General features: G+C 34.5%; 20 protein-coding genes. 13 read left to right on the forward strand and 7 right to left on the reverse strand.

Annotation, left to right across the window (positions count from 1 at the left end):
- Nucleotides 1–45: 45 nt before the first annotated feature.
- Nucleotides 46–621, reverse strand: a complete 576-nt coding sequence (locus tag BMX53_RS06425) for a hypothetical protein (RefSeq protein ID WP_074745301.1) — start codon at nt 619–621, stop codon at nt 46–48.
- A 114-nt stretch (nt 622–735) separates the two neighbouring features.
- Between BMX53_RS06425 and BMX53_RS06430 the strand changes: the two genes are divergently transcribed.
- From BMX53_RS06430 to dgt, 9 genes are all read left to right on the forward strand, one after another.
- On the forward strand, nt 736–3,507 hold the full coding sequence (locus BMX53_RS06430) for a 2-oxoglutarate dehydrogenase E1 component (protein WP_074745192.1): 2,772 nt from the start codon (nt 736–738) through the stop codon (nt 3,505–3,507).
- Nucleotides 3,508–3,557: 50 nt separating this feature from the next.
- The gene (gene odhB / locus BMX53_RS06435; protein WP_074745194.1) at nt 3,558–4,778 is read left to right on the forward strand and encodes a 2-oxoglutarate dehydrogenase complex dihydrolipoyllysine-residue succinyltransferase; all 1,221 of its coding nucleotides are present in this window, start codon (nt 3,558–3,560) and stop codon (nt 4,776–4,778) included.
- A 90-nt stretch (nt 4,779–4,868) separates the two neighbouring features.
- Entirely contained in the window at nt 4,869–5,495 is a 627-nt protein-coding gene (locus BMX53_RS06440; RefSeq protein ID WP_074745196.1) for an SGNH/GDSL hydrolase family protein, read from the forward strand.
- A 261-nt stretch (nt 5,496–5,756) separates the two neighbouring features.
- Entirely contained in the window at nt 5,757–6,734 is a 978-nt protein-coding gene (locus BMX53_RS06445; protein WP_038986057.1) for a ribonucleotide-diphosphate reductase subunit beta, read from the forward strand.
- 29 nt (nt 6,735–6,763) lie between these two features.
- Entirely contained in the window at nt 6,764–9,157 is a 2,394-nt protein-coding gene (locus BMX53_RS06450; RefSeq protein WP_074745198.1) for a ribonucleoside-diphosphate reductase subunit alpha, read from the forward strand.
- 230 nt (nt 9,158–9,387) lie between these two features.
- Complete coding sequence (locus BMX53_RS06455; protein ID WP_063176796.1) at nt 9,388–9,612, forward strand: hypothetical protein; 225 nt, start codon at nt 9,388–9,390, stop codon at nt 9,610–9,612.
- Between the two features lie 114 nt (nt 9,613–9,726).
- The gene (locus BMX53_RS06460; protein ID WP_074745199.1) at nt 9,727–10,812 is read left to right on the forward strand and encodes a hypothetical protein; all 1,086 of its coding nucleotides are present in this window, start codon (nt 9,727–9,729) and stop codon (nt 10,810–10,812) included.
- Nucleotides 10,813–10,916: 104 nt separating this feature from the next.
- Nucleotides 10,917–11,630: an AAA family ATPase gene (locus BMX53_RS06465; RefSeq protein ID WP_074745201.1), complete on the forward strand. Its 714-nt coding sequence runs from the start codon at nt 10,917–10,919 to the stop codon at nt 11,628–11,630.
- Nucleotides 11,631–11,649: 19 nt separating this feature from the next.
- A complete protein-coding gene (gene dgt / locus BMX53_RS06470) occupies nt 11,650–12,996 on the forward strand; it encodes a dGTP triphosphohydrolase (RefSeq protein ID WP_074745203.1) in 1,347 nt (448 codons plus the stop codon).
- A gap of 86 nt (nt 12,997–13,082) precedes the next feature.
- Here dgt and BMX53_RS06475 read toward each other — a convergent pair whose 3' ends face one another.
- From BMX53_RS06475 to rplU, 3 genes are all read right to left on the reverse strand, one after another.
- Nucleotides 13,083–14,408 carry a hypothetical protein gene (locus BMX53_RS06475; RefSeq protein ID WP_074745205.1) on the reverse strand — a complete coding sequence of 442 codons (1,326 nt, stop codon included), beginning with the start codon at nt 14,406–14,408 and terminating at the stop codon, nt 13,083–13,085.
- A 362-nt stretch (nt 14,409–14,770) separates the two neighbouring features.
- Nucleotides 14,771–15,031, reverse strand: coding sequence for a 50S ribosomal protein L27 (gene rpmA / locus BMX53_RS06480; RefSeq protein WP_006257409.1), 261 nt, complete (start codon nt 15,029–15,031; stop codon nt 14,771–14,773).
- A gap of 24 nt (nt 15,032–15,055) precedes the next feature.
- Nucleotides 15,056–15,418 (reverse strand): 50S ribosomal protein L21, encoded by a 363-nt coding sequence (gene rplU, locus BMX53_RS06485; protein WP_038986049.1) that lies wholly within the window; start codon nt 15,416–15,418, stop codon nt 15,056–15,058.
- 361 nt (nt 15,419–15,779) lie between these two features.
- Between rplU and BMX53_RS06490 the strand changes: the two genes are divergently transcribed.
- From BMX53_RS06490 to BMX53_RS06500, 3 genes are all read left to right on the forward strand, one after another.
- Entirely contained in the window at nt 15,780–17,099 is a 1,320-nt protein-coding gene (locus tag BMX53_RS06490) for a M16 family metallopeptidase (RefSeq protein WP_038986048.1), read from the forward strand.
- Between the two features lie 17 nt (nt 17,100–17,116).
- Complete coding sequence (locus BMX53_RS06495) at nt 17,117–19,168, forward strand: M16 family metallopeptidase (protein WP_074745207.1); 2,052 nt, start codon at nt 17,117–17,119, stop codon at nt 19,166–19,168.
- Nucleotides 19,169–19,260: 92 nt separating this feature from the next.
- A complete protein-coding gene (locus BMX53_RS06500) occupies nt 19,261–19,641 on the forward strand; it encodes a heavy-metal-associated domain-containing protein (RefSeq protein WP_244154478.1) in 381 nt (126 codons plus the stop codon).
- Nucleotides 19,642–20,009: 368 nt separating this feature from the next.
- Here BMX53_RS06500 and gldD read toward each other — a convergent pair whose 3' ends face one another.
- The 3 genes from gldD to mutY are packed head-to-tail and all read right to left on the reverse strand — an operon-like array spanning nt 20,010 to nt 22,138.
- Nucleotides 20,010–20,594: a gliding motility lipoprotein GldD gene (gene gldD / locus BMX53_RS06505; RefSeq protein ID WP_074745209.1), complete on the reverse strand. Its 585-nt coding sequence runs from the start codon at nt 20,592–20,594 to the stop codon at nt 20,010–20,012.
- 46 nt (nt 20,595–20,640) lie between these two features.
- Nucleotides 20,641–21,084 carry a single-stranded DNA-binding protein gene (locus tag BMX53_RS06510; protein WP_038986043.1) on the reverse strand — a complete coding sequence of 148 codons (444 nt, stop codon included), beginning with the start codon at nt 21,082–21,084 and terminating at the stop codon, nt 20,641–20,643.
- Nucleotides 21,085–21,088: 4 nt separating this feature from the next.
- Entirely contained in the window at nt 21,089–22,138 is a 1,050-nt protein-coding gene (gene mutY, locus BMX53_RS06515) for an A/G-specific adenine glycosylase (protein WP_074745211.1), read from the reverse strand.
- A 139-nt stretch (nt 22,139–22,277) separates the two neighbouring features.
- Between mutY and BMX53_RS06520 the strand changes: the two genes are divergently transcribed.
- Nucleotides 22,278–22,574: an HU family DNA-binding protein gene (locus tag BMX53_RS06520; RefSeq protein WP_074745213.1), complete on the forward strand. Its 297-nt coding sequence runs from the start codon at nt 22,278–22,280 to the stop codon at nt 22,572–22,574.
- Nucleotides 22,575–22,747 lie beyond the last annotated feature (173 nt).

Consider the following 22,747-nt stretch of genomic DNA (forward strand, 5'->3'; position numbering starts at 1 on the left):
AAAAGCACCTCATTGAGGTGCTTTTTTATTCTATGTACTATATGATTAGAAATAGAATCTAACGAAAGGCATATAAGCACTTCCATAGACCATATCTTTCTCTTTATAAAGAACGTTATAACGTACTCCTACAGTAACAGGCCCTTGGCTATAACCTACTCCTAAGAATAAGGCAGTGTTCCAGAAGTTATCATCTATTTTTTGACCTTCGTGATACTTATAAGTGTTATTAACTCTTAACTGTTCAAGTTCTGCAGAAAGCTGAATTTGAGGTATCGGATTAGACAAAGCGATGATGCTACCTCCATATATCCAAGAGTTATACTCTTTAATATTAGAGTTGTAGTAAGATCTGTTTTTACTACTGATGTAACTACCTTGTAAACCAGCACCTACCGAAAAATAAGGGTTTACTTGATACAATGCACTTGGTGCAATCATTATATCTGTATAGCCACTTCCGAAACCAATTCCCAGTCCTCCTCCAAATTTCCATTTATTGCCAAAATCATAATTTTCAGTAGTATTTCCCCTATCTTGTGCAAGAATGGAAAAAGAGCTAGCTAAAAAAAACGATATTGATAAAAAAACGGATAAATACTTGATGTTAAATCTTTTCATTTCCATTTTATAATTTAATTATGAGATAAAAATAAGCAAAAGTTTATAGTTTTGTCATAAAGAGTTGTATTTTTGTAGATATAATATTTAAACAAAAGGTCTTTAGACGAAATTATGGATAGATATTCCTTTTTAAATGCGGCACACACTGCATTTTTTGCAGATTTATATGATCAATATTTAGAGAGCCCAGATAGCGTAGAGCCAAGCTGGAGAGCTTTCTTTCAGGGATTTGATTTTGCAAATGAATACAATGGTGGGCCTGTTGAGCAATTATCACAAGCTTATACGTCAAGTAATAGTGTTGGTGTAGATAGTTCAGCGCAGTTAGGGCAACTTACAAAAGAGTTTGCTGTATTAAAATTAATTGACGCTTACAGAACTTATGGGCATTTGCTGACTAAAACAAACCCATTAAGAGACAGAAAAGTAGAGCATCCAGATTTAAGTTTAGAGAAGTTTGGTCTTTCTCAAGCAGATTTGAATGTTAATTTTGAGGCTGCAAAAACAATACAACTACCAACAGCTACATTGGGACAAATTATTGCCCAATTAGAGAAAATTTACTGTACTACATTAGGTATTGAGTACAAGTACATCACTGATGAAGCGACTGTACAATGGATTCAGAATCACTATGAAGCTACAGAGGCAAAATTTGATAACGAAGAGAAAAAAGAAATCTTGCACAAGTTAATTGAGGCAGTTTCTTTTGAAAACTTCTTAAACACGAAATACGTTGGACAAAAACGTTTCTCACTAGAAGGTCTAGAGGCTGCTATACCAGCTATGGACTTTATGATGGACGCTGCTGCTGATAAAGGAGTAGAGGAAATCGTAGTAGGGATGGCACACCGTGGACGTCTGAATGTATTAGCTAACGTATTCCATAAACCTGCACAGGATATCTTTGCTGAATTTGACGGTAAAGATTACGATGCTGTTGAAGGATTTGACGGAGACGTTAAGTATCACTTAGGGCTTACATCTACACGTAAGACTCGTTCTGGTAAAGAAATTCACGTTAACTTAACGCCTAACCCTTCTCACTTAGAGACTGTAGGTGCTGTTATCGAGGGTATCGCTAGAGCTAAACAAGATACTGTGTTTGTAGATCAACCATCTAAAGTATTACCTATCGCTCTTCACGGAGATGCTGCTATTTCTGGACAAGGAATTGTTTATGAAATCGTACAGATGGCTAAACTTAGAGGGTACAAAACAGAAGGTACTATTCACGTGGTGTTAAACAACCAAGTTGGTTTTACAACTAATTACAGTGATGGTCGTTCTTCTACTTACTCTACAGACGTTGCTAAAGTGACTCAATCTCCTGTATTACACGTGAACGCTGACGATACTGAAGCTGCAGTAAGAGCATTCTTATTCGCTTTAGATTACCGTATGCATTTTGGTACAGATGTATTTATCGACTTAGTTGGGTACCGTAAGTACGGACACAACGAAGGGGATGAACCAAAATTCACTCAACCAATCTTATACAAACTTATCTCTAAACACCCTAACTCTCGTAATATCTATAACGCTAGATTATTAGAGGATAAAGTGGTAGATGATGCTTTCGTAAAATCTTTAGAACAACAGTACAAGGATGCTTTAGAATCTGAGTTATCGACTTCTCGTGAGAGAGAGTTCGCTAAGGTTAGAACATTTATGGAAGAGAACTGGGATGGATTTAACATCGCAGGTCGTGACAAAATGGTGGCTGACTATGTAACTAAAGTTTCTAAAGAAGAATTAACTGCTATCGCTGAGGTAATTACTGAATTACCTGGAGATAAAAAATTCATCAACAAGGTAACAAGACTTATCGGAGACAGAAAAGCTATGTTCTTCGAAAAAGACGCGTTAGACTGGGCGATGGGTGAGTTACTTGCGTATGGTTCATTATTGACTGAAGGGTACGATGTACGTATGTCAGGTCAAGATGTAGAGCGTGGTACTTTCTCTCACAGACACGCAGTAGTAAAAACTGAAGATACTGAGGAGTCAATCATTTTATTAAACCAATTAAAAGAGCAAAAAGGACAAATGAGAATATTCAACTCTCTATTGGCTGAATACGCTGTTTTAGGTTTTGAATATGGATATGCATTGACTAATCCTAATACATTAACTATCTGGGAAGCACAGTTCGGAGATTTCTCTAACGGAGCTCAGATTATGATGGACCAATATATCTCTGCTGCTGAAGATAAATGGAGCAACCAAAATGGTATCGTGATGTTATTACCTCACGGATATGAAAACCAAGGTGCTGAACACTCTTCTGCTAGATTAGAGCGTTACTTACAGTTATGTGCTGAGAGTAATATGTTCGTAACGAATGTAACTACTCCTGCTAACTTCTTCCACTTAATGAGAAGACAAATGATTACTGACTTTAGAAAGCCTTTAATTAATATGTCTCCTAAGAGTTTATTAAGACACCCTGCTGCGGTATCTTCTATCAGTGAGTTTACAGATGGTAAATTCCAATATGTGATTGATGATGCTAATGTAAATGCTGCTGATGTGAAATCTGTAGTATTGTGTAGTGGTAAGTTCTACTACGACTTAGTAGCTAAGCGTGAAGAATTAGGTAGAAAAGACATTGCTTTCGTTCGTATCGAACAATTGTTCCCATTACCAATCGAACAAATTGCTGAAGTGTTTGCTAAATACTCAAAAGCTGATGATTTCGTTTGGGCTCAAGAAGAACCTAAAAACATGGGTGCATACGGACACATGTTAATGAACTTCGACTTGAAACCATTGCGTTATGCAGGTAACCAAGCATTTAGTGCACCGGCTTCAGGAAGTTCTGTACGTTCTAAAAAACGTTACGCTGAAGCAATTGCAAAAGTATTCGACAAGAATTTATAAAAGAAAAAAACGTATTTTTACATAACAATATTTAATTAAAGCATATACAGATGAGCATCTTAGAAATGAAAGTTCCTTCGCCAGGTGAGTCAATTACTGAAGTTGAAATCGCTACATGGTTGGTAAAAGATGGAGATTACGTTGAAAAAGACCAAGCTATTGCTGAAGTAGATTCAGATAAAGCAACTTTAGAATTACCAGCTGAAGAAAGTGGTATTATCACTTTAAAAGCAGAAGAGGGTGACGCAGTTGCTGTAGGTCAAGTAGTTTGTCTAATTGATATGAGTGCTGCAAAACCTGCAGGAGGTGCTTCTACAGAGGCTAAACCAGCTCAAGAGGCTCCTAAAGCAGAAGCTCCTAAAGCTGAACCTGTGCAAGCTGCAGCTACTACTTATGCTACTGGAAGTGCATCTCCAGCTGCTAAGAAAATTTTAGATGAGAAAAACATCAACCCTGCTACTGTAACTGGTACTGGTAAAGATGGTAGAATCACTAAAGATGATGCAGTAAACGCTAAAGCATCTATGGGAACTCCAACAGGAGGATCTAGAGGTGAAGAGCGTAAAAAAATGTCTATGTTACGTCGTAAAGTTGCTGAGCGTTTAGTAGAAGCTAAAAATACGACTGCTATGTTAACTACTTTCAATGAAGTTAACTTAACTAACGTAAACAAATTAAGAAGCGAGTTTAAAGACGCTTTTAAAGCTAAACATGGTGTTGGTTTAGGATTTATGTCTTTCTTTACTAAAGCTGTTACTCGTGCTTTAGAATTGTACCCAGACGTAAACTCTATGATCGATGGTCAAGAGCAAATTAAATATGACTTCGCTGATATCTCTATCGCTGTATCTGGTCCTAAAGGATTAATGGTACCAGTAGTAAGAAATGCTGAGTTATTATCTTTCCGTGGTGTTGAGGCTGAAATTAAACGTTTAGCTATCAGAGCACGTGATGGACAAATCACTGTTGATGAAATGACAGGTGGTACATTTACTATTACTAATGGTGGTGTATTCGGATCTATGTTATCTACTCCTATCATCAACCCTCCTCAATCTGCAATCTTAGGTATGCACAACATTATTGAGCGTCCTATCGCTGTAGAAGGAAGAGTTGAGATTCACCCAATGATGTATCTTGCGTTATCTTATGACCACAGAATTATCGACGGACGTGAGTCAGTAGGTTTCTTAGTGGCTATTAAAGAAGCATTAGAGAATCCAACAGAATTATTATTAGATAATAATCCTAAGAAAGCTTTCGAACTTTAGTAGTTTAAAAACTTTTGAAATATATAAGAAACGACAACTATTTTTTAGTTGTCGTTTTTTTTGTTTCTTTTACTAAAAAATGAAGAGTATATGAAATCAACAAATTGTTTGTTTTTTGGAGATAGTATCACTTTCGGAGAATACGATGGTGTTCTTGGTGGATGGGTTGATGCGCTAAAGCGATATAGTTACGATAAGTTCTATAATGCAGGTAAGGATGAAGTAAATGTGTTTAATCTAGGTATAGGAGGCGAGACTACTGAGGGATTACTTAGACGCGTAGAAGTAGAGATTGCTGCTCGTACTTCTGTAGAGGAGAACTTGGTGTTCTTTTTTTATGGAGCGAATGATTTGGCCATAAAGAACGGTGGTGAAGTGGTGAGTATTGATCAGTTTAATTTGAATCTAGAAAAGGCCATTAATATTGCTAAAAAGATAACAGATAAGGTGTATCTAATAAGTATTTTGCCTATCTCTAGCAAAGTAGAAGGAGTGCTGTCTCCTGCTGGTAAAGTTAGAACTTCAGAACGTGTGCTTATGTATAATGAAGTGGTTAGAGCTGTAGCGAGTAGATGTAAGGTGGAATTAATAGATCTATATCCGTTATTTGCTGATAGGGAAGAGTTATTATCTAAGGATGGTATTCATCCAAATGAGAGAGGGTATGAAGTAATAAGCGAAGTGATAAAACCGTATATTGATAAATATCTAGGGTAGGGATAGAACTTGTTTTTAATGCTACTGATCCTTAGAGTTAATAAGGGATAGTTAGGTAATTGTTAAGTTTTGTTTATTTTTAAAACATTGAATTTTAGATATTTATATAACTATCTGATTATTAGTGATTGTTAATAACTTGTACTTTTTGTGAATAAGTAGCAAGTAGCTTCGTTTTTTATAGACCAAAAAAAACAGCATCTTTGTAAATGAAGGGGTGAATGATTTACCTTGATAATTAAATTTTATACTCAATTTAGTATGGCTATTCAAGAACCAATTTTAACTGAAAACAAAAATAGATTCGTAATATTTCCTATTAAACACCATGACATTTGGGATTGGTATAAAAAGATGGAGGCAAGCTTCTGGACTGCAGAAGAGATTGACTTACATCAAGACTTGTCTGATTGGAACAACAAGTTAAATGAGGACGAGCGTTACTTTATCAAGCATATTCTAGCTTTCTTCGCTGCATCTGATGGTATCGTAAACGAAAACTTAGCAGAGAACTTCGTAAATGAGGTACAATATCCAGAGGCTAAGTTCTTTTATGGGTTCCAAATTATGATGGAGAATATTCATAGTGAAACTTATTCTTTGCTTATTGATACTTATGTGAAAAATGAGGAAGAAAAAGATAAGTTATTTAGAGCTATCGATGTGTTCCCAGCTATTATGAAAAAAGCTGAGTGGGCATTGAAATGGATAGAGTCTGAATCATTTGCAGAGCGTCTAATTGCTTTTGCTGCTGTGGAAGGTATCTTCTTCTCTGGTGCATTCTGTTCGATCTTCTGGTTGAAGAAACGTGGATTAATGCCAGGATTGACATTCTCTAATGAATTAATATCTAGAGATGAAGGTTTACACTGTGACTTTGCAGTACACTTACACAATAATCACTTAGTAAATAAAGTATCTAAAGAACGTATCAGAGAGATACTAGTAAATGCGCTAGATATCGAAAGAGAGTTTATCACTGAATCTCTTCCTGTGAGCTTGATAGGTATGAACTCAACTTTAATGACTCAATATTTAGAGTTCGTTACAGATAGATTACTTGTAGAATTAGGATGTGGGAAAGAATACAATGTGAGTAACCCATTTGACTTTATGGATATGATTTCTCTACAAGGTAAAACAAACTTCTTCGAGAAAAGGGTATCTGAGTACCAAAAAGCAGGAGTGCTTTCTAAAGAAGAAGGGGGTAATAAAATTAGCTTTGACGCTGACTTTTAATTGTTAACTAAAAAAAGGAAAAAGATTAGATGTACGTAATAAAAAGAGACGGAAGAAGAGAGCCTGTAAGTTTTGATAAGATTACAGATCGTATAAGAATATTGTGTTATGAACTAAATGACTTTGTAGACCCTGTAAAGGTGGCTATGAGAGTTATCGAAGGAATATATGATGGTGTAGCTACGTCAGAGTTGGATAATCTAGCTGCTGAAACTGCTGCTTCTATGACAGTGACGCATCCTGATTATGCATTGTTAGCTGCTAGAATTGCTGTATCGAATTTACATAAGAATACTAAAAAGGTGTTCTCTGAGACGGTAGAAGATTTATATAGATATGTAAACCCTCGTACTGGACAAGAAGCTCCTCTTATCGCTGATGATGTTTATGAGGTGATTAAAAAACATGCTGAAAGATTAGATTCTACTATTATCTATCAACGTGATTTTAATTATGATTACTTTGGATTTAAAACATTAGAGCGTTCTTACTTATTGCGTCTTAATGGTAAAATCGTGGAACGCCCACAACATATGCTTATGCGTGTAGCTGTAGGTATTCACTTAGACGATATTGATTCTGTTATCGAAACATATGAATTGATGTCTAAGAAGTATTTTACTCATGCTACTCCAACGTTATTTAACTCTGGTACACCAAAACCTCAGATGTCATCTTGTTTCTTATTAACTATGAAGGATGATAGTATCGAGGGGATATATGATACATTAAAACAAACGGCTAAAATCTCTCAGTCTGCTGGAGGAATTGGTCTATCTATACACAATGTACGTGCTACAGGATCGTATATCAGAGGTACAAATGGTACGTCAAATGGTATCGTTCCAATGTTACGTGTGTATAATGATACAGCGAGATATGTAGATCAAGGAGGTGGTAAACGCAAAGGAAGTTTTGCGATTTACTTAGAGCCTTGGCATGCGGATGTATTTGACTTTATCGATTTGAGAAAGAATCACGGTAAAGAAGAGATGCGTGCGCGTGACTTATTCTTAGCATTGTGGATTAATGACTTATTTATGCAACGTGTGGAGAATGACGATAAATGGACATTAATGTGTCCTAACGAATGTCCTGGTCTATGTGATGTATATGGAGAGGAATTCGAACAACTTTACCTTAAATATGAAAATGAAGGTAAAGGTCGTCGTACTATTAAAGCTCGTGAATTATGGGAGGCTGTATTAGAAGCTCAGATTGAGACTGGTACTCCTTATATGCTATATAAAGATGCTGCTAACTCTAAGTCTAATCAAAAGAATTTAGGAGTAATCAGATCTTCTAATTTATGTACTGAGATAATGGAGTATACTTCTCCTGATGAAGTAGCAGTGTGTAACTTAGCTTCTATCTCTCTGCCTATGTTCGTAGAGGATGGTAAGTTTAATCACCAGTTTTTATTCGATGTGACGAAGCGTATTACGCGTAACTTAAACCGTGTTATCGATAGAAACTACTATCCAGTAGAAGAAGCTTATAATTCTAATATGCGTCATAGACCTGTAGGATTAGGAGTACAAGGATTGGCTGATGCATTTATAATGATGAGAATGCCTTTTACAAGTGCTGAAGCTAAACAATTAAACCAAGAAATATTCGAAACAATATACTTCGCTGCTTTAACAGCTTCTATGGAGATAGCTAAAGAAGAAGGTGCTTATTCTACATTTGAGGGATCTCCTATTTCTAAAGGTGAGTTCCAATACAATATGTGGGGAGTAAAAGATGAGGAGTTAAGTGGAAGATGGGATTGGGCTTCTTTGAGAAAAGAGGTAATGGCTAATGGAGTGAGAAACTCGTTGTTATTAGCGCCGATGCCTACTGCATCTACTTCTCAGATATTAGGTAATAATGAGGCATTCGAACCTTATACTTCTAATATTTATACTAGACGTGTGTTATCTGGTGAGTTTATCGTAGTGAATAAGCATTTATTAAAAGATTTAGTAGAATTAGGTCTGTGGAATGAGGATTTAAAGCAAGAGATTATGCGTGCTAATGGTTCTATTCAACATATTGATTTTATTCCTGCTGATATTAGAGAGTTATACAGAACAGTATGGGAGCTTAGTATGAAGGATATCATAGATATGTCTCGTCAACGTGGATATTTTATTGACCAATCTCAGTCATTAAACTTATTTATGGAAGGAGCTAATTATGCTAAACTTACTTCAATGCACTTCTATGCATGGAAGTCTGGATTAAAAACGGGTATGTACTACTTGCGTACTAAATCAGCTGTAGATGCTATTAAGTTTACGCTTAACAATGAGAAAAAAGTTAATCCAAACGCTATACAAGAAGCGGAGCAAGTGTCTGTAGAAGATTATCAAGCAATGATACAACGTGCAAGAGAGGCTTCTAATAATGATGAAGATTGTGAAATGTGTGGTTCTTAATTGACCATATATTCTAGATATTAAAAGGGTAGTTCTTTGAACTGCCCTTTTTTATTGTTTTATATATAGCCTGTTTATCTATTGGTTAGTTTTATATATACTTCTTTATAAGGATAGGTATATTCTAGTGCAACTAATTATCGTTTATAGGTCTATCTCCGAATCTAGGTTAAAAATGATAGAAGTAAACAATTACTATTGTATCTTTGTGCCATTAACAGTTATGTACTATGGCGAAAGAAACGAAAAAAGGTATATTTAGAGGTATAATTGAAAGAGATGAACAGGGGAACTATTTCTGTGGTTCATACTTATTGGATTACCAATATACAGAGGCTAACTTTAAATTAGGTGATGAAATTAGCATTAAAAAAGCTATTGCTAATCCAAGTAGTAAAAGTAGAGATGCTTATCCAATGAAATCAATGAAATTCTTCTTAGCAGGAGAAGAATAATCAAACGGAAGATATAAGAAGTCTAGGACATGATTGTACAATCATGTCCTTTTTTCGTTTAGGTAGTTAGCTGTCTAGTTGATAATCGTTATATTTACTGTTAAAGAAAAAGTTATGAAGAAAGTGTTGTCCATTGTTGGGACATTAGTTGTATTGGGTGTTGGAGTATTCTTGTATCAACAGTACTTTGGGGAAAGTAATCAAGGATATCCTAACAAACCAAAAGTAGTAGAAGATAGTAAACGTATTAGAACTTTTATAGACGAGACTGATGAGGGATTAGATATTTATTACTTAATTAAAAAGGAGGATGGAACTGATCTTAGAGTTGATAATGTGTACTACTATGATGTAGTGGCTCCTGATTATGCGAATGAGAACTTTATTCGTTTTAGAGATGATAAGCAAGAGTTCGTGGGTTTGTATAATGACAAAGGGGTAGCGGTAATCCCACCAACTTATTCTTCTTTATCAAAAGTACACAATGGGATGTTATATGGTCTTAAAGACGCTGTAAAAGACAATATAGGTAGAAATGGAGATAGACATAGTGTTTTATTAGGTGGAACAACTGTATTGCTCAACACTAAAGGTGAGGTGCTTATCGAAGATATGGATACACCTAATGTGTCTTTAGATATGTTTAGCTTAAAGCTTACTGATGAGCCAATATTGGAGAGTTACTATAAAAGTTATAAAGGCGTAAATGGGAAGTATTATAACTTCGTAGAGTTAGAGAAATACTTTGAAGACTTTGTAAAGAATGATTTCTTACCAAGTACGATGGATAATAAATGGGAGAAGTATCTATCTGATAAAGTGATTACAGATATCGAGATAAAAAATGAGAATGTCGGAGATTATATGAGATATACTAAAGACGAGATGCTCCAAACTCAAAAGCATAAAGTAGTCAAAGCTTTTAACCTTGCTACTGATACTAATGAGGAGGTGCGTAAGCTAGTATATGATGTAAATGATTGGGTAGCTACAGTGGATGAAGAGGTAATAGAGGAGAAGGATAAGAGTATTTATATGAATGAGATAGGGGAGTGGCGTGAAGCAGAGTTTCCAATATTTGAGTTAAATGTAAAAGAAGTACACGAGAGACAAACTCGCTCTAATCACTTTGAGTTTTATAGAAATAAGAAAGGTGAAATGACTTTGTTTAAAATCACTATTCGAGCTAATTATTATTAGTTGATTATGTATAAAACTTTGTTTTTTTCTATATTCTGGAGGAGTAATCTGAGGAATAATAACGGTATATTTGTCTGCTAACAACACACAATTATTTTCAATTTATGAGTTCTTTATTTTATATAGATCGAACGAAGATTTCTTTAGACGATGTTATGTTTAATGACAACGTTAAAGCAGAGATTACACAGTTTTTAAAAGAGTATAAATATCGCGAGGTATTGATGAAGTACAACTTACCTGTTAGTAATAAGATATTGCTATATGGTAAGACTGGATGTGGAAAGACAATGACAGCTAAAGCAATCGCTAAACATCTGGATAAAAAACTAATCATCGTTAACCTAGCTACTATTGTATCTTCTAAATTAGGTGAAACTGCAAAAAATATAGAAAGCCTGTTTAAAGAAATTCAGTACGAGAGCTCTGTATTATTCTTTGATGAGTTTGACTCATTAGGACAGATTAGAGATTATGACAATAAAGATAACAGTGAGATGAAACGCGTTGTTAATGCAATCTTACAGTTGATTGATAATTTGCCACAGAAGTCAATTCTTATGGCTGCAACTAATCAAATCCACATGATAGATGAGGCTTTGGTTAGACGTTTTGAACTACAGTTAGAGTACACTGCTCCGAATAAGGAAGCTCTTGATTTTTATTACGATAAGTTATTAAGTGAATATCCTAAAGAGTACTGTGAACTTACTCGATTATATGAGATATCTTATGCAGAGGCTAAGAATCATGTGTTTAAAACAGTAAAAGATAATATTATAAATAGCCAAATACTTTTAGAGGCTAAGGAACAATAATTTAGTTGAACAATTGCTTATGATGAAATGGGAAAAGTTACTATCGCTAAAGAAGCATGGTGACACTTTTGTTAGAAATAGATTAGATGAAAGTCAAACACGTATTGGGTTTGAGGTTGATTACGATAGGATTATCTTCTCTCCACCTTTTCGTAGTTTACAGGATAAGACACAAGTAATACCGTTATCTAAAACTAACTTTGTTCATACTCGATTAACGCATAGTTTAGAAGTATCTGTAGTAGGACGTTCTTTAGGGCGAATAGTAGGTGCGAGTTTACTTAATAAGTATCATTATTTAGCAGAAGAGTACGGATATACAGTTAATGATTTTGGAGCTATTGTAGCTGCAGCATCATTAGCACATGATATAGGTAATCCTCCTTTCGGACACTCTGGTGAACGTGCAATAGGTGACTTCTTTAAAAGAGGAAAAGGAGCTGTATATAAAGATCAATTAAGTGATAAGGAATGGAGTGATCTTACAGACTTTGAAGGTAATGCTAATGGTTTTGCTGTGTTGACTAAGAGCCGCCCTGGTATGCCAGGAGGACAACGTATCTCTTATGCTACTCTAGGGGCCTTTATGAAGTACCCTAAGGAGAGTTTACCTAAGAAACCGACTAGAGATATCTCAGATAAGAAATATGGCTTCTTTCAAGGCGATAAAGATGCTTTTATTGATGTAGCTAGTGAACTTGGTCTTATTATGAAGACAGATAGAGTGGAAGCTGCATTTTACAGACATCCTTTAGCTTTCTTAGTTGAGGCAGCAGATGATATCTGTTATACTATTACAGACTTCGAAGATGGTATCAACTTAGGATGGATACCAGAAGAGCACGCTTTAGAGTTTTTGATTAAGATAGTACAGAAGAGCATTAATCCTCAAACATATGCGCAGCTGACTTCTAAAGAAGATAGAGTAAGTTATCTGAGAGCTTTAGCTATAGGTAGTTTGATTCAAGATGTATCTAGAGTTTTCTTAGAGAACGAAGAGAAGATATTAGCAGGAGAATTTGCATTTGCTTTAACTGAGAAGTGTAGTTATGTAGCTCAGATGAAAGATATTCTAGCTGTAAGTATAAATAAAGTATATCAAGGCCGAGAGGTTATCGAGAAAGAGATTGTAGGATATAGAGTTATTAATTCATTATTAGAAGCATTTACTACAGCAGTTAATAATGTTTATAATGGAGAAGAGAATCAATACGATCTATTAATCATGTCTTTATTACCAGATAAGTACTTAACTGAAAGTGATAGTCTATATGTACGTCTAATGACTGTATGTCACTTTATCTCAATGCTTACAGATGGTAAGGCTTTAGAGTTGTATAATATGATTAAAGGAAACAATAAGTAATATATTGTTTTATATAAATGAAAAAGAGGTTATAGTAGCTGTTTACTATAACCTCTTTTTTTGCTTAAAATATGTGTGAAATTAAATTACTCTCTCGTTGTAGATATCCAAAGGTGTGCGTATTTCATCATGTCTAGTTTCCATACTTTATCACTCTCTGGCGCTTTAATTGCTTTAGCTTCTTCAATAGTTTTTCCAACGATATCTCCTTTGCTTCCTGCAACAGAGTTTCCGCCATCTTTAGTTGCAATTGCAAAAGTAGCTTTAGAACCATCCTTAGCTATATCTTTTACATACACTGTTAAGAATTGTCCAGTTCTTCCTGAATAATAACCTGTAGAACCTGTTACTTCATATATGATTTGACCTGCTTTCTCGTCTGTAGCAACAGTTTTTAATTTAAATGAAGCTTGATCCCCAAAACCTTGTCCCATATCTGCTTTAAACAGAAATGCTTCTGCATTGTCAACTAATTTGAATACATATTGTGCTAAAGGTAATTTAGTTACAGGATCTAATATTACAGTAGAACCATATGTTCCCTTTAAATTAGCGAAAGCTGAGTTAGTTGTTCCATTATCTTTAGTATATGTTGTAAAACTAGCCTTGATCTCTTCTTGAGAAGCAAATTCTTTTTCAGCATCAGCTTTAGCAGTCGCTGTAGAGAATGTTAATCTAGCGATAGCTACTTTGTCATCTACGATATTTTTAAGTTGTATAACATAGTAGTTGTTCTTTACAGACTCGTCTTTACCTTGTAGTAAGATTTTGTTAGTATTCTTGTTATGAGCTAATACAGTCATATCATATGCACCGTTGAAGTTAACTACTTCATTAGTGAAATTATAGTAGTATGTGTGGCCACTTTGAGAGAATACATACTTACCATTTACAGGCAATGCGATAGGCTCTACTATAGCTCCTTTAGTCAGTTTTAACCAACCGAACTGTCCTTTATTGTGTTCTACTATAATATCCTTAGCTGGATATGCTGATTTGATAGCTTCTATTTCAGATTTAGCAGTTAAGTCCATATTGAACATAAACTCGCTTTTATCATCTTTTATATCTCTAAAGAAGAAAGCTTTGTATTCGCTAGTTTCTTTATTTTTAGCAACGGTTTTAAGTACTCCCTCGCTGTTTTTGTAAGTAGTAATTACATTATATACATCATCTCCTTGACCACTACCTGCCATTCCAGACATTTTCATAGTGATTACATTTTTCTCGAATACGAATGGAATAGGATTACCAGCATGATTAAAAGAATACTCTCCAACAACAGGAGATTCTTTACTTACTTCTGATTGGTCTTTTTGTTCTGGTCTGATAGGTGAATTGTCATCACTAGAACAACTCGTCAGTAAAAATGCACTAATAGCAAATAACGAAAGTACTTTTTTTATCTTCATTTTTGATAGTTATTGTGTTTAATTATTTAGAACAAAAATAAATAAAATAATTAATCAAGCAATATTTATTTATATTATATCTAAATAATAATTATAACTAATTGGTTAATAAATAAATACAGTTTTGTATTTATGATATTAGTATTTAAATTGTTCTAAATAAGAATACTGTATAGTGTCTTTATACGAATAGTAATGACAAAATAAAGCGTGATTAAGAGAGTATTTGATATACTAGATAGGATTAAGTATAATCTTTAGGGAAGTGACATATAGGTATAAAAAAAGACGCTATATGATTATATAGCGTCTTCTCTATGTTTTCTATTTAGTTGTATTACTACAAATAAATATGATGATTCTTAAGCTTCAAATGGTAAAATAGAAACGTAAGACTTGTTGTCTTTTTTCTTTTGGAATTTAACAACACCGTCAACTTTTGCATGTAAAGTATGATCTTTTCCCATGTAAACGTTTTCACCTGCATTGTGCTTAGAACCTCTTTGTCTAACGATGATATTTCCAGCGATAGCTGCTTGACCACCATAAATCTTAACACCTAAACGTTTCGATTCTGATTCTCTACCATTCTTAGAACTACCTACACCTTTTTTGTGTGCCATGACGTTTTAAATTTAGTTTGTTAATTACTCAGCTGCTTCAGCAGTTTCTTTTTTAGTTGCTTTCTTTTTAGCTCCTCCTGCATTGATTCCTTCAATAACAATTTGAGTTAAAGCTTGTCTGTGTCCGTTTTTCTTTTTGTAACCTTTTCTTCTTTTCTTTTTGAAAACGATTACTTTATCACCTTGTAGGTGTTGTAAAACTTTAGCTTCCACAGAAGCACCTTCTATAACTGGGGCGCCAAGAGTGATGTTGTTGTTATCATCAACTAAAAGAACTTTGTCAAAAGTAACTTTTGATCCTTCTTCAGTTGCTAAACGGTGCACATACACTTTTTGGTCTTTGCTAACTTTGAACTGTTGCCCTGCTATCTCTACGATTGCGTACATAACAAAAAATTAAAATGTTTATTAAGGGTGCAAATATACATTTAATTTTTCATTTACAAAAGTTTTAACCAAATCAACTAGATTATTTTTTTACGCTACTAATATGTAAATGAGATAGTTCTGAGAAGTAGATATTCTAGTTGATTTGTTTATGCTAGTAAATGAGTTTATTGTATGTCTTTTAATATGTAATTAATGCGAATATCTCATGACTATTGAGAAATACTGCTGTTTAATGACAGTTATAGGATAAGAATAGAAATGTTTTTAAAAGAAGTTTAAAATATTTTGATAATAACTGTAACATAATATACTAAATATCTACCTATCTTATTATAACCTAATTTCAAAATATTGTAGAATGAAAAAATCTTTGTTGGTTTTAGGCTCTTTATTCTTTGGAGTATCAGCCTTTGCACAGAAAGTGGAATTCGATCAGTACACTTTAGATAACGGATTACACGTTATCTTGCACCAAGATAAATCAGCTCCTGTAGTAGTGACATCTGTGATGTATCACGTAGGAGCTAAAGATGAGAACCCAGAGCGTACTGGTTTTGCTCACTTCTTTGAACATTTATTATTCGAAGGAACTAAGAATATTGAACGCGGTGAGTGGTTTAAGATTGTTACTGCTAATGGAGGTAATAACAATGCTAATACTTCTGATGACCGTACGTATTACTATGAGGTATTCCCATCTAATAACTTAGAGTTAGGATTGTGGATGGAATCAGAGCGTCTTATGCATCCTATCATTAACCAAATAGGTGTGACTACTCAGAATGAGGTAGTGAAAGAAGAGAAGAGACTTCGTATGGACAATCAACCTTATGGACAAGTGTTCACAGAGGTTAAGAAGAACTTATTCACTAAGCACCCATACCGTTGGATGCCTATTGGATCTATGGAACACTTAGATGCAGCTACTCTAGAAGAGTTCTTAGCTTTTAATAAGAAATTTTATATTCCAAATAACGCTGTATTAGTAGTGGCAGGTGACTTCGAAAAAGAGCAAGCTAAGAAGTGGATTAAACAATACTTCGGACCTATCGCTAAAGGTACACCAGTAACTAAAACTAAGATAGAAGAAGCTCCTATCACTAAAGAAATTAAAGGAGAATACCAAGATCCAAATATTCAACTTCCAATGTTGATCGAAGCTTATCGTACGCCTTCTATGAAGACTCGTGATGCTCGTGTGTTAGATATGATTTCGTCTTTATTATCAGGAGGAAAAAGCTCTAGATTATATAAGAAAATCGTAGACCAAAAGAAAATGGCATTAGAAATGTCTTCTTTCAGTATGAGTCAAGAAGATTATGGAGTATATATCGTTTATGGTATTCCGATGCAGGGTGTTACATCTGAAACGCTAGTTAAAGAGATAGATGAAGAAATCGAAAAGTTACAGACTGAATTGATTTCAGAGAGAGACTTCCAAAAGCTTCAAAATGTTTTCGAAAAACAGTATGTTGACGAGAATGCTACTATAGAAGGGGTTGCAGAGAATTTGGCTTCATATTATCTATTATACGGAGATGTAGAGTTAATCAATAAGAATATTGAGATTTACAGAAGTATTACTAGAGAAGAAATCCGCGATGTAGCTAAGAAGTACTTAGGTAAGAACCAAAGATTAATCTTAGATTACGTACCTGCTAAGAAAGCAAACAACTAATTTTAACTGTAGATAAAATGAAGAAAATATATATTTATGCTGCAAGTGTAGTGTTTGCTTTAGCAGCGTTAGAAATGCAAGCACAAGATAGAAAACAACCAGTACCTGGACCTGCTCCTGTAGTACATGTGGGTCAGCCTACAACGTTCACACTTAAGAATGGTATGAAGGTAATGGTAGTACAGAATACTAAACTACCTCGTGTATCTTATACTTTGACTATAGATAATCCATTAGTGTATGATGGAGATAAGGCTGGGGTATCATCTATCCTATCACAGATGTTAGGTAATGGTACAAAGAAGATGAGTAAAGACAAGTTTTTAGAAGAGATTGACTTCCTAGGAGCTAGAATTAACTTCCATACAGGAGGAGCATCAGCTAATGGATTGTCTAAGCACAATGAGACTATTCTTAATTTATTAGCTGATGGAGTATTAAATTCAGTGTTGACACAAGAGGAATTTGATAAGGCGAAAGCAAAAGCACTAGAAGGAGTTAAATCTGGAGAGAACAGTGTGACACAGATAGCTAGACGTGTAGAGAGTGCAGTATTATATGGTAAGAAAACTCCAGTAGGAGAATTCGAAACAGAGAAGACTATTAATAATGTAACTTTTGCAGACGTTCAGGCTTACTATAAAAAATATTACTCACCAGAGAATGCATATTTAGTAATCGTAGGAGATGTTGATTATAAAAAGACTGAAAAAGCGATTAAGAGTCAATTCGAAGGATGGGCTAAAGCTAATACACAGTTTGCAGAATCTAACTATAATGGAAATGTAAAAGCGACAGAGATTAACTTCGTAGATATGTCTAATGCTGTACAGTCAGAGATTTCATTAGTAAATGAGGTGGAATTAAAGATGACAGATAAAGATTACTTCGCAGCTATTTTGGCTAACCAAATCCTTGGAGGAGGAGGAGAAGGGCGTCTGTTCTTAAACTTGCGTGAAGCTCATGGATGGACATACGGAGCGTATTCATCTATTGGTACTACACGTAAATACCCAGGTAAGTTTAGAGCAGGAGCATCTGTGCGTAACGTAGTTACAGATAGCGCTGTTACAGAATTTATTAAAGAAATAGATCTTATCCGTAACACACCAGTTAAAGAAGAGGAACTTAAATTAGCGAAAGCTAAATATGTAGGGAATTTTGTGATGGAAATCCAGAAGCCTGCTACAGTAGCTACGTATGCTTTATATAAAGAATTGTATAATCTACCTGCTGACTTTTACGAAAACTATATCAAGAATATTAATGCAGTGACTGTAGCAGATGTACAGGCTGCTGCTAAAAAATACTTCTTAAAGGATAATATGCGTATCGTTATCGTAGGTAAAGGTGCAGATGTATTACCTGGATTAGAGAAACTAGGGTACTCAATTAAGTATTACTCTAAAGAAGCTGATGAAGTAGCTAAGCCAGAACTTAATAAAGCTTTACCTGCTGGGGTGACTATTAGTTCTATAGTAGATAAGTATCTGAATGCTATCGGTGGAGAAAAGAAAGCAGCTGAAGTGAAGTCTATCGCTGTTACTAGTAGTGCTGAAGTACAAGGGATGAAGTTAGAGTCTATTACTAAGATTAAAGAAGGGTATATCTTATCAGAACAAAAGATGATGGGGAACACAATGTCTAAACAAGTGGTGACTCCTAAAAGTGGATATGCTTTAGTACAAGGACAAAAAATGGAGCTTACAGGTGATAAATTAAAAGAGGTGCAACAAGAAGCTACTATCTTCTCTGAATTAAAGCTAAAAGGAGATAAGAGCGCGACTATCACAGGTGTAGAATCTCTAGATGGTAAAGATGCTGTAGGTATTAAAGTTGGTAAGACTGTTTCTTACTACGATTTAGCTTCAGGACTTAAAGTAGCTACTGTAATGACACAAGAACAAGGAGGTCAAGTAATGAATATGACTACTAAGTACAGTGACTATAGAGATGTTAAAGGAGTAAAAGTTCCTTTTAAACAAGTATTAAATGTAGGTATCGAAATTATCAATATCGTTACTGATGTGAAAATCAATGAAGGAGTATCTGATGCAGATTTTAAATAATTGATTATCTAAACAATAGAAGTAAAAAAGCAACTGAATATTCAGTTGCTTTTTTTATTTTTGCAGTAGGATATTTAATATTAAAAAGAACGATGATGAATATAGTAAAATCAATAGCGGTAGTAATGTTAGGAGCAATGCTATTCGTATCTTGTAAAAAAGAAGCTACTATTGCACCAGCAGGTGAAGATGTTGTTGCTACAACTAATCAGTCAAGTAAAGAAGTGGCAGGTACTATGGAGAAAGCTACTTTTCAGGTAGAAGGAATGACATGTGCTATCGGATGTGCTAAACTTATTGAAGGAAAATTAGCAGCTATGGACGGTGTTAAGTTAGCTCATGTTGACTTTGATACCAAGACAGCTACAGTAGAATTTGACGATGCTAAGCAGAATGCGCAGTCTATCACTACTACAGTAGAGAAGATTGCTAATGGTATCTATAAAGTAGAAAATATGAGTAGTGTGAAGTAAGTCACTACTTGTTATATATAGAAGACTATAGAATAAATTATCGATACAGAATAAACGCAGGTGCTAATGTGCCTGCGTTTTTTTTTGTACTTTGGAGGGGGTGACTCCATAGTGAGTCCATAATGACTCCATAGTGTCTCCATAGTGTCTCCATTAAAACGCGTAAATTGATGGAGACACTATGGATGTATTGTACTGTCATTATCCTTTCACACGCAGGCGAATTCTATCTGAGTTAAGTATGTATATTTACTTAAGGTTTTTTAGAGAATATATTTCTATGATAGAGTAAGAGATAAACAAAAAATGGAACCAATCCATAAGGACTAGTTCCATCGTAATATAAAAATCGAGATGTATTCTAAAGTTTATTCTTTGGCAACAGCAGCTGCCTGTTTATCCTTCCATTTAAGCGTTTCTAGTAATGTTCTCATATCTTTCTTTACATATTCTGCAGCAGGTAAGATAGAGTCAAAGTTAGGTTTAGCATAGAAATATAATGATGCTACCAGAAAGTTTTTAACGCTATCTGTAGCGTAGAACTGCACGTTAGTAGCAGCATTACCTTGAACATTATAAAACATACCGTAAACGCGATCTTTAGGATTCACAAAAGGTTGTTCTATGATTTCATCAGCTTTGACGAAGTGTTCGTATGTTAGCTTCTGAGCATCTTTTAGAAGTAGATTAAGGTTGCCCTCTACAGGTTTATAATTGATAAAGATAGTAGCCTTCATTTGAGGGTAATGTATCTCTAGCGAATTACTTTTGTTCTCTTTAATAGAAGACCATTTATTTTGACTAAACTCGAATCCGTTTGGGTTACTATATTCTGTGTATTCGGGTGTTGGATAGTCTAGAGCTAAGAAAGCGTTAGGCTTAGGTGTAGACTCCTCTTTACATGCGGTAAATAGAGTTAAAAAAAATATAGTGCTTATAATCGGTATTCTCATCTTTCTTATCGTCTGTTAAAAACTGTAATCTATATATGTAACCTAGTTAGAACGGAAGATTGTCATTATTAGTCTCCTTAGGAATATTAAAATTATCTACAGCTTCCTTTTTTTCTTCTTCAAAGGTAGTCTTTGTTCTGTAATCATTATCCTTTTTAGTATCTAAAAACATAAATTCAGTAACCATAATTTCGACTGTTTGTCTAGATACACCATCTTCACCTTGCCATTGGCGCGTGCGTATTCTCCCCTCGACATAAATACGGTCTCCTTTAGTAAGGTATCGTTCGCACACTTCAGCAGCTTTATTCTTAACTACTATATTGTGCCATTCTGTAGAAGTATACTTCTCCCCAGAAGTTTTGTTGACATAAACTTCGTTAGTAGCCAATGGAAAACGACCTATGCAATTACCATTCTCGAAGTAATGCATCTTTACGTTATCACCTAAGTGACCTATTAATGTAACCTTATTAAGTGTGCCGTTCATATTGTTAATATATTAGTGTTTTTAAGTCTAAAGATTTAATAAAGTTATGAATTACAATCGGAAAACCAAATTTATTTAGTTCAGCCCAGGCTGTACTATCCGTGGGAATATTATCTACTCTAACACCCCAAAACTTAATGTGTAGTTTCTGATGTGATAGTTGGTGAGTGATAGCTTCGTTCGTTAGGGCTAATACCTCTTTTATATATAAAGAGTCAAATTTCTCTTTTACATAATCGTTGATATCCTCTGCATTATGCTTAAAACTATCTATTAGAGGAAATTGATATAATTGTTGCCAGATATCTTTCTCTGTTCTTTGTTCTATGATTGTATTTCCGTTAGCGTCTAGTATAATGATAAAGTCTAGGTATCTCTTCTTTACCTTTACTTTAGCTAGTTTGATAGGTAATGTGCTAACTTGGTTAGTCGCATAAGCTACACAGTCATTTATATAAGGACACGCGCTACAGTCAGGACTTTTAGGGGTACACTGTGTAGCACCGAAGTCCATGATAGCTTGATTAAATGTAGCTGGGGCTTCTGCTGGTATTAACGTAGCTGCTAATTCTTGAAATTCTTTCTTAGTACTATTAGCTGAGATGTCAGATGTGATACCATATACTCTAGACAATACTCTGAATACGTTGCCATCTACTACAGGTACCACTTCGTCATAAGCTATAGAGGCTATGGCAGCAGCTGTATATTCTCCTACACCTTTTAATGTTAATAGGTCTTTATAGTTAGTAGGGAAGTTACCATTTAGTTCATACGCTACTTTCTTAGCAGTCGCGTGCAGATTGCGAGCTCTGCTGTAGTATCCTAGACCTTGCCATAATCTCATAACATCGTCTTCAGGAGCATTAGCTAAATCTGTAACGGTAGGATAAGTGTTTAAAAAAGCTTCAAAATAAGGTAAACCTTGTGCAACTCGCGTTTGTTGTAGAATAATTTCTGACAACCAAATTGCGTATGGGTTTTTAGTTTCTCTCCATGGTAAAAAACGTTTGTTTTCTAAATACCAAGTAATGAGTTTGTTAGAAAAAATCATTGTAAAAAGTATTGAACGCAAACTTAAAACTTTATATATTTAAATTTTAATCAATTAAGGTTGAATTATTGGGATATAAATTAATATATTTGCACACTCTAAAAATATCAGACAACAACAAAAATAATTTATATCTAAAATGACGAAAGCAGACATTGTAGCTAAAATTTCAGAAAAATTAGGGCTTGAGAAAGGTGAAGTACAGGCAACAGTAGAATCTTTTATGGATGAAGTAAAAGGATCTCTAGAAGCTGGTGAAAATGTTTATTTAAGAGGTTTCGGTAGTTTTATTATTAAAACTAGAGCTGAGAAAACAGGAAGAAACATCTCTAAAAACACGACTATCAGAATCCCTGCACACAACATTCCTGCATTCAAACCAGCTAAGGTGTTTGTAGAAGGCGTGAAGTCAAACACAGAAGTAAAAGTAAAATAATTTATTAATCTCTAAATTACACACATTATGCCAAGTGGTAAAAAAAGAAAAAGACATAAGGTAGCGACTCACAAACGTAAAAAAAGAGCGAGAGCTAACCGTCACAAAAAGAAAAAGTAGTTTAAAACTACTTTTTTCTTTTAATAGAAGAATACTGAAAAAACTTGCCTTGT

Source organism: Myroides marinus, assembly GCF_900109075.1.
GTDB lineage: Bacteria > Bacteroidota > Bacteroidia > Flavobacteriales > Flavobacteriaceae > Flavobacterium > Flavobacterium marinum_A.

Excerpts from the sequence above, each read along its gene's own strand:
- BMX53_RS06440 (WP_074745196.1), top strand. The coding sequence starts at position 4,869 with ATGAAATCAACAAATTGTTTGTTTTTTGGAGATAGTATCACTTTCGGA.
- BMX53_RS06475 (WP_074745205.1), bottom strand. The coding sequence starts at position 14,408 with ATGAAGATAAAAAAAGTACTTTCGTTATTTGCTATTAGTGCATTTTTA.
- BMX53_RS06465 (WP_074745201.1), top strand. The coding sequence starts at position 10,917 with ATGAGTTCTTTATTTTATATAGATCGAACGAAGATTTCTTTAGACGAT.
- BMX53_RS06510 (WP_038986043.1), bottom strand. The coding sequence starts at position 21,084 with ATGAACGGCACACTTAATAAGGTTACATTAATAGGTCACTTAGGTGAT.
- rpmA (WP_006257409.1), bottom strand. The coding sequence starts at position 15,031 with ATGGCACACAAAAAAGGTGTAGGTAGTTCTAAGAATGGTAGAGAATCA.
- gldD (WP_074745209.1), bottom strand. The coding sequence starts at position 20,594 with ATGAGAATACCGATTATAAGCACTATATTTTTTTTAACTCTATTTACC.
- BMX53_RS06445 (WP_038986057.1), top strand. The coding sequence starts at position 5,757 with ATGGCTATTCAAGAACCAATTTTAACTGAAAACAAAAATAGATTCGTA.
- BMX53_RS06450 (WP_074745198.1), top strand. The coding sequence starts at position 6,764 with ATGTACGTAATAAAAAGAGACGGAAGAAGAGAGCCTGTAAGTTTTGAT.
- BMX53_RS06430 (WP_074745192.1), top strand. The coding sequence starts at position 736 with ATGGATAGATATTCCTTTTTAAATGCGGCACACACTGCATTTTTTGCA.
- BMX53_RS06495 (WP_074745207.1), top strand. The coding sequence starts at position 17,117 with ATGAAGAAAATATATATTTATGCTGCAAGTGTAGTGTTTGCTTTAGCA.
- BMX53_RS06490 (WP_038986048.1), top strand. The coding sequence starts at position 15,780 with ATGAAAAAATCTTTGTTGGTTTTAGGCTCTTTATTCTTTGGAGTATCA.
- BMX53_RS06455 (WP_063176796.1), top strand. The coding sequence starts at position 9,388 with ATGGCGAAAGAAACGAAAAAAGGTATATTTAGAGGTATAATTGAAAGA.
- BMX53_RS06520 (WP_074745213.1), top strand. The coding sequence starts at position 22,278 with ATGACGAAAGCAGACATTGTAGCTAAAATTTCAGAAAAATTAGGGCTT.
- BMX53_RS06425 (WP_074745301.1), bottom strand. The coding sequence starts at position 621 with ATGAAAAGATTTAACATCAAGTATTTATCCGTTTTTTTATCAATATCG.
- BMX53_RS06500 (WP_244154478.1), top strand. The coding sequence starts at position 19,261 with ATGATGAATATAGTAAAATCAATAGCGGTAGTAATGTTAGGAGCAATG.
- mutY (WP_074745211.1), bottom strand. The coding sequence starts at position 22,138 with ATGATTTTTTCTAACAAACTCATTACTTGGTATTTAGAAAACAAACGT.
- BMX53_RS06460 (WP_074745199.1), top strand. The coding sequence starts at position 9,727 with ATGAAGAAAGTGTTGTCCATTGTTGGGACATTAGTTGTATTGGGTGTT.
- dgt (WP_074745203.1), top strand. The coding sequence starts at position 11,650 with ATGATGAAATGGGAAAAGTTACTATCGCTAAAGAAGCATGGTGACACT.
- odhB (WP_074745194.1), top strand. The coding sequence starts at position 3,558 with ATGAGCATCTTAGAAATGAAAGTTCCTTCGCCAGGTGAGTCAATTACT.
- rplU (WP_038986049.1), bottom strand. The coding sequence starts at position 15,418 with ATGTACGCAATCGTAGAGATAGCAGGGCAACAGTTCAAAGTTAGCAAA.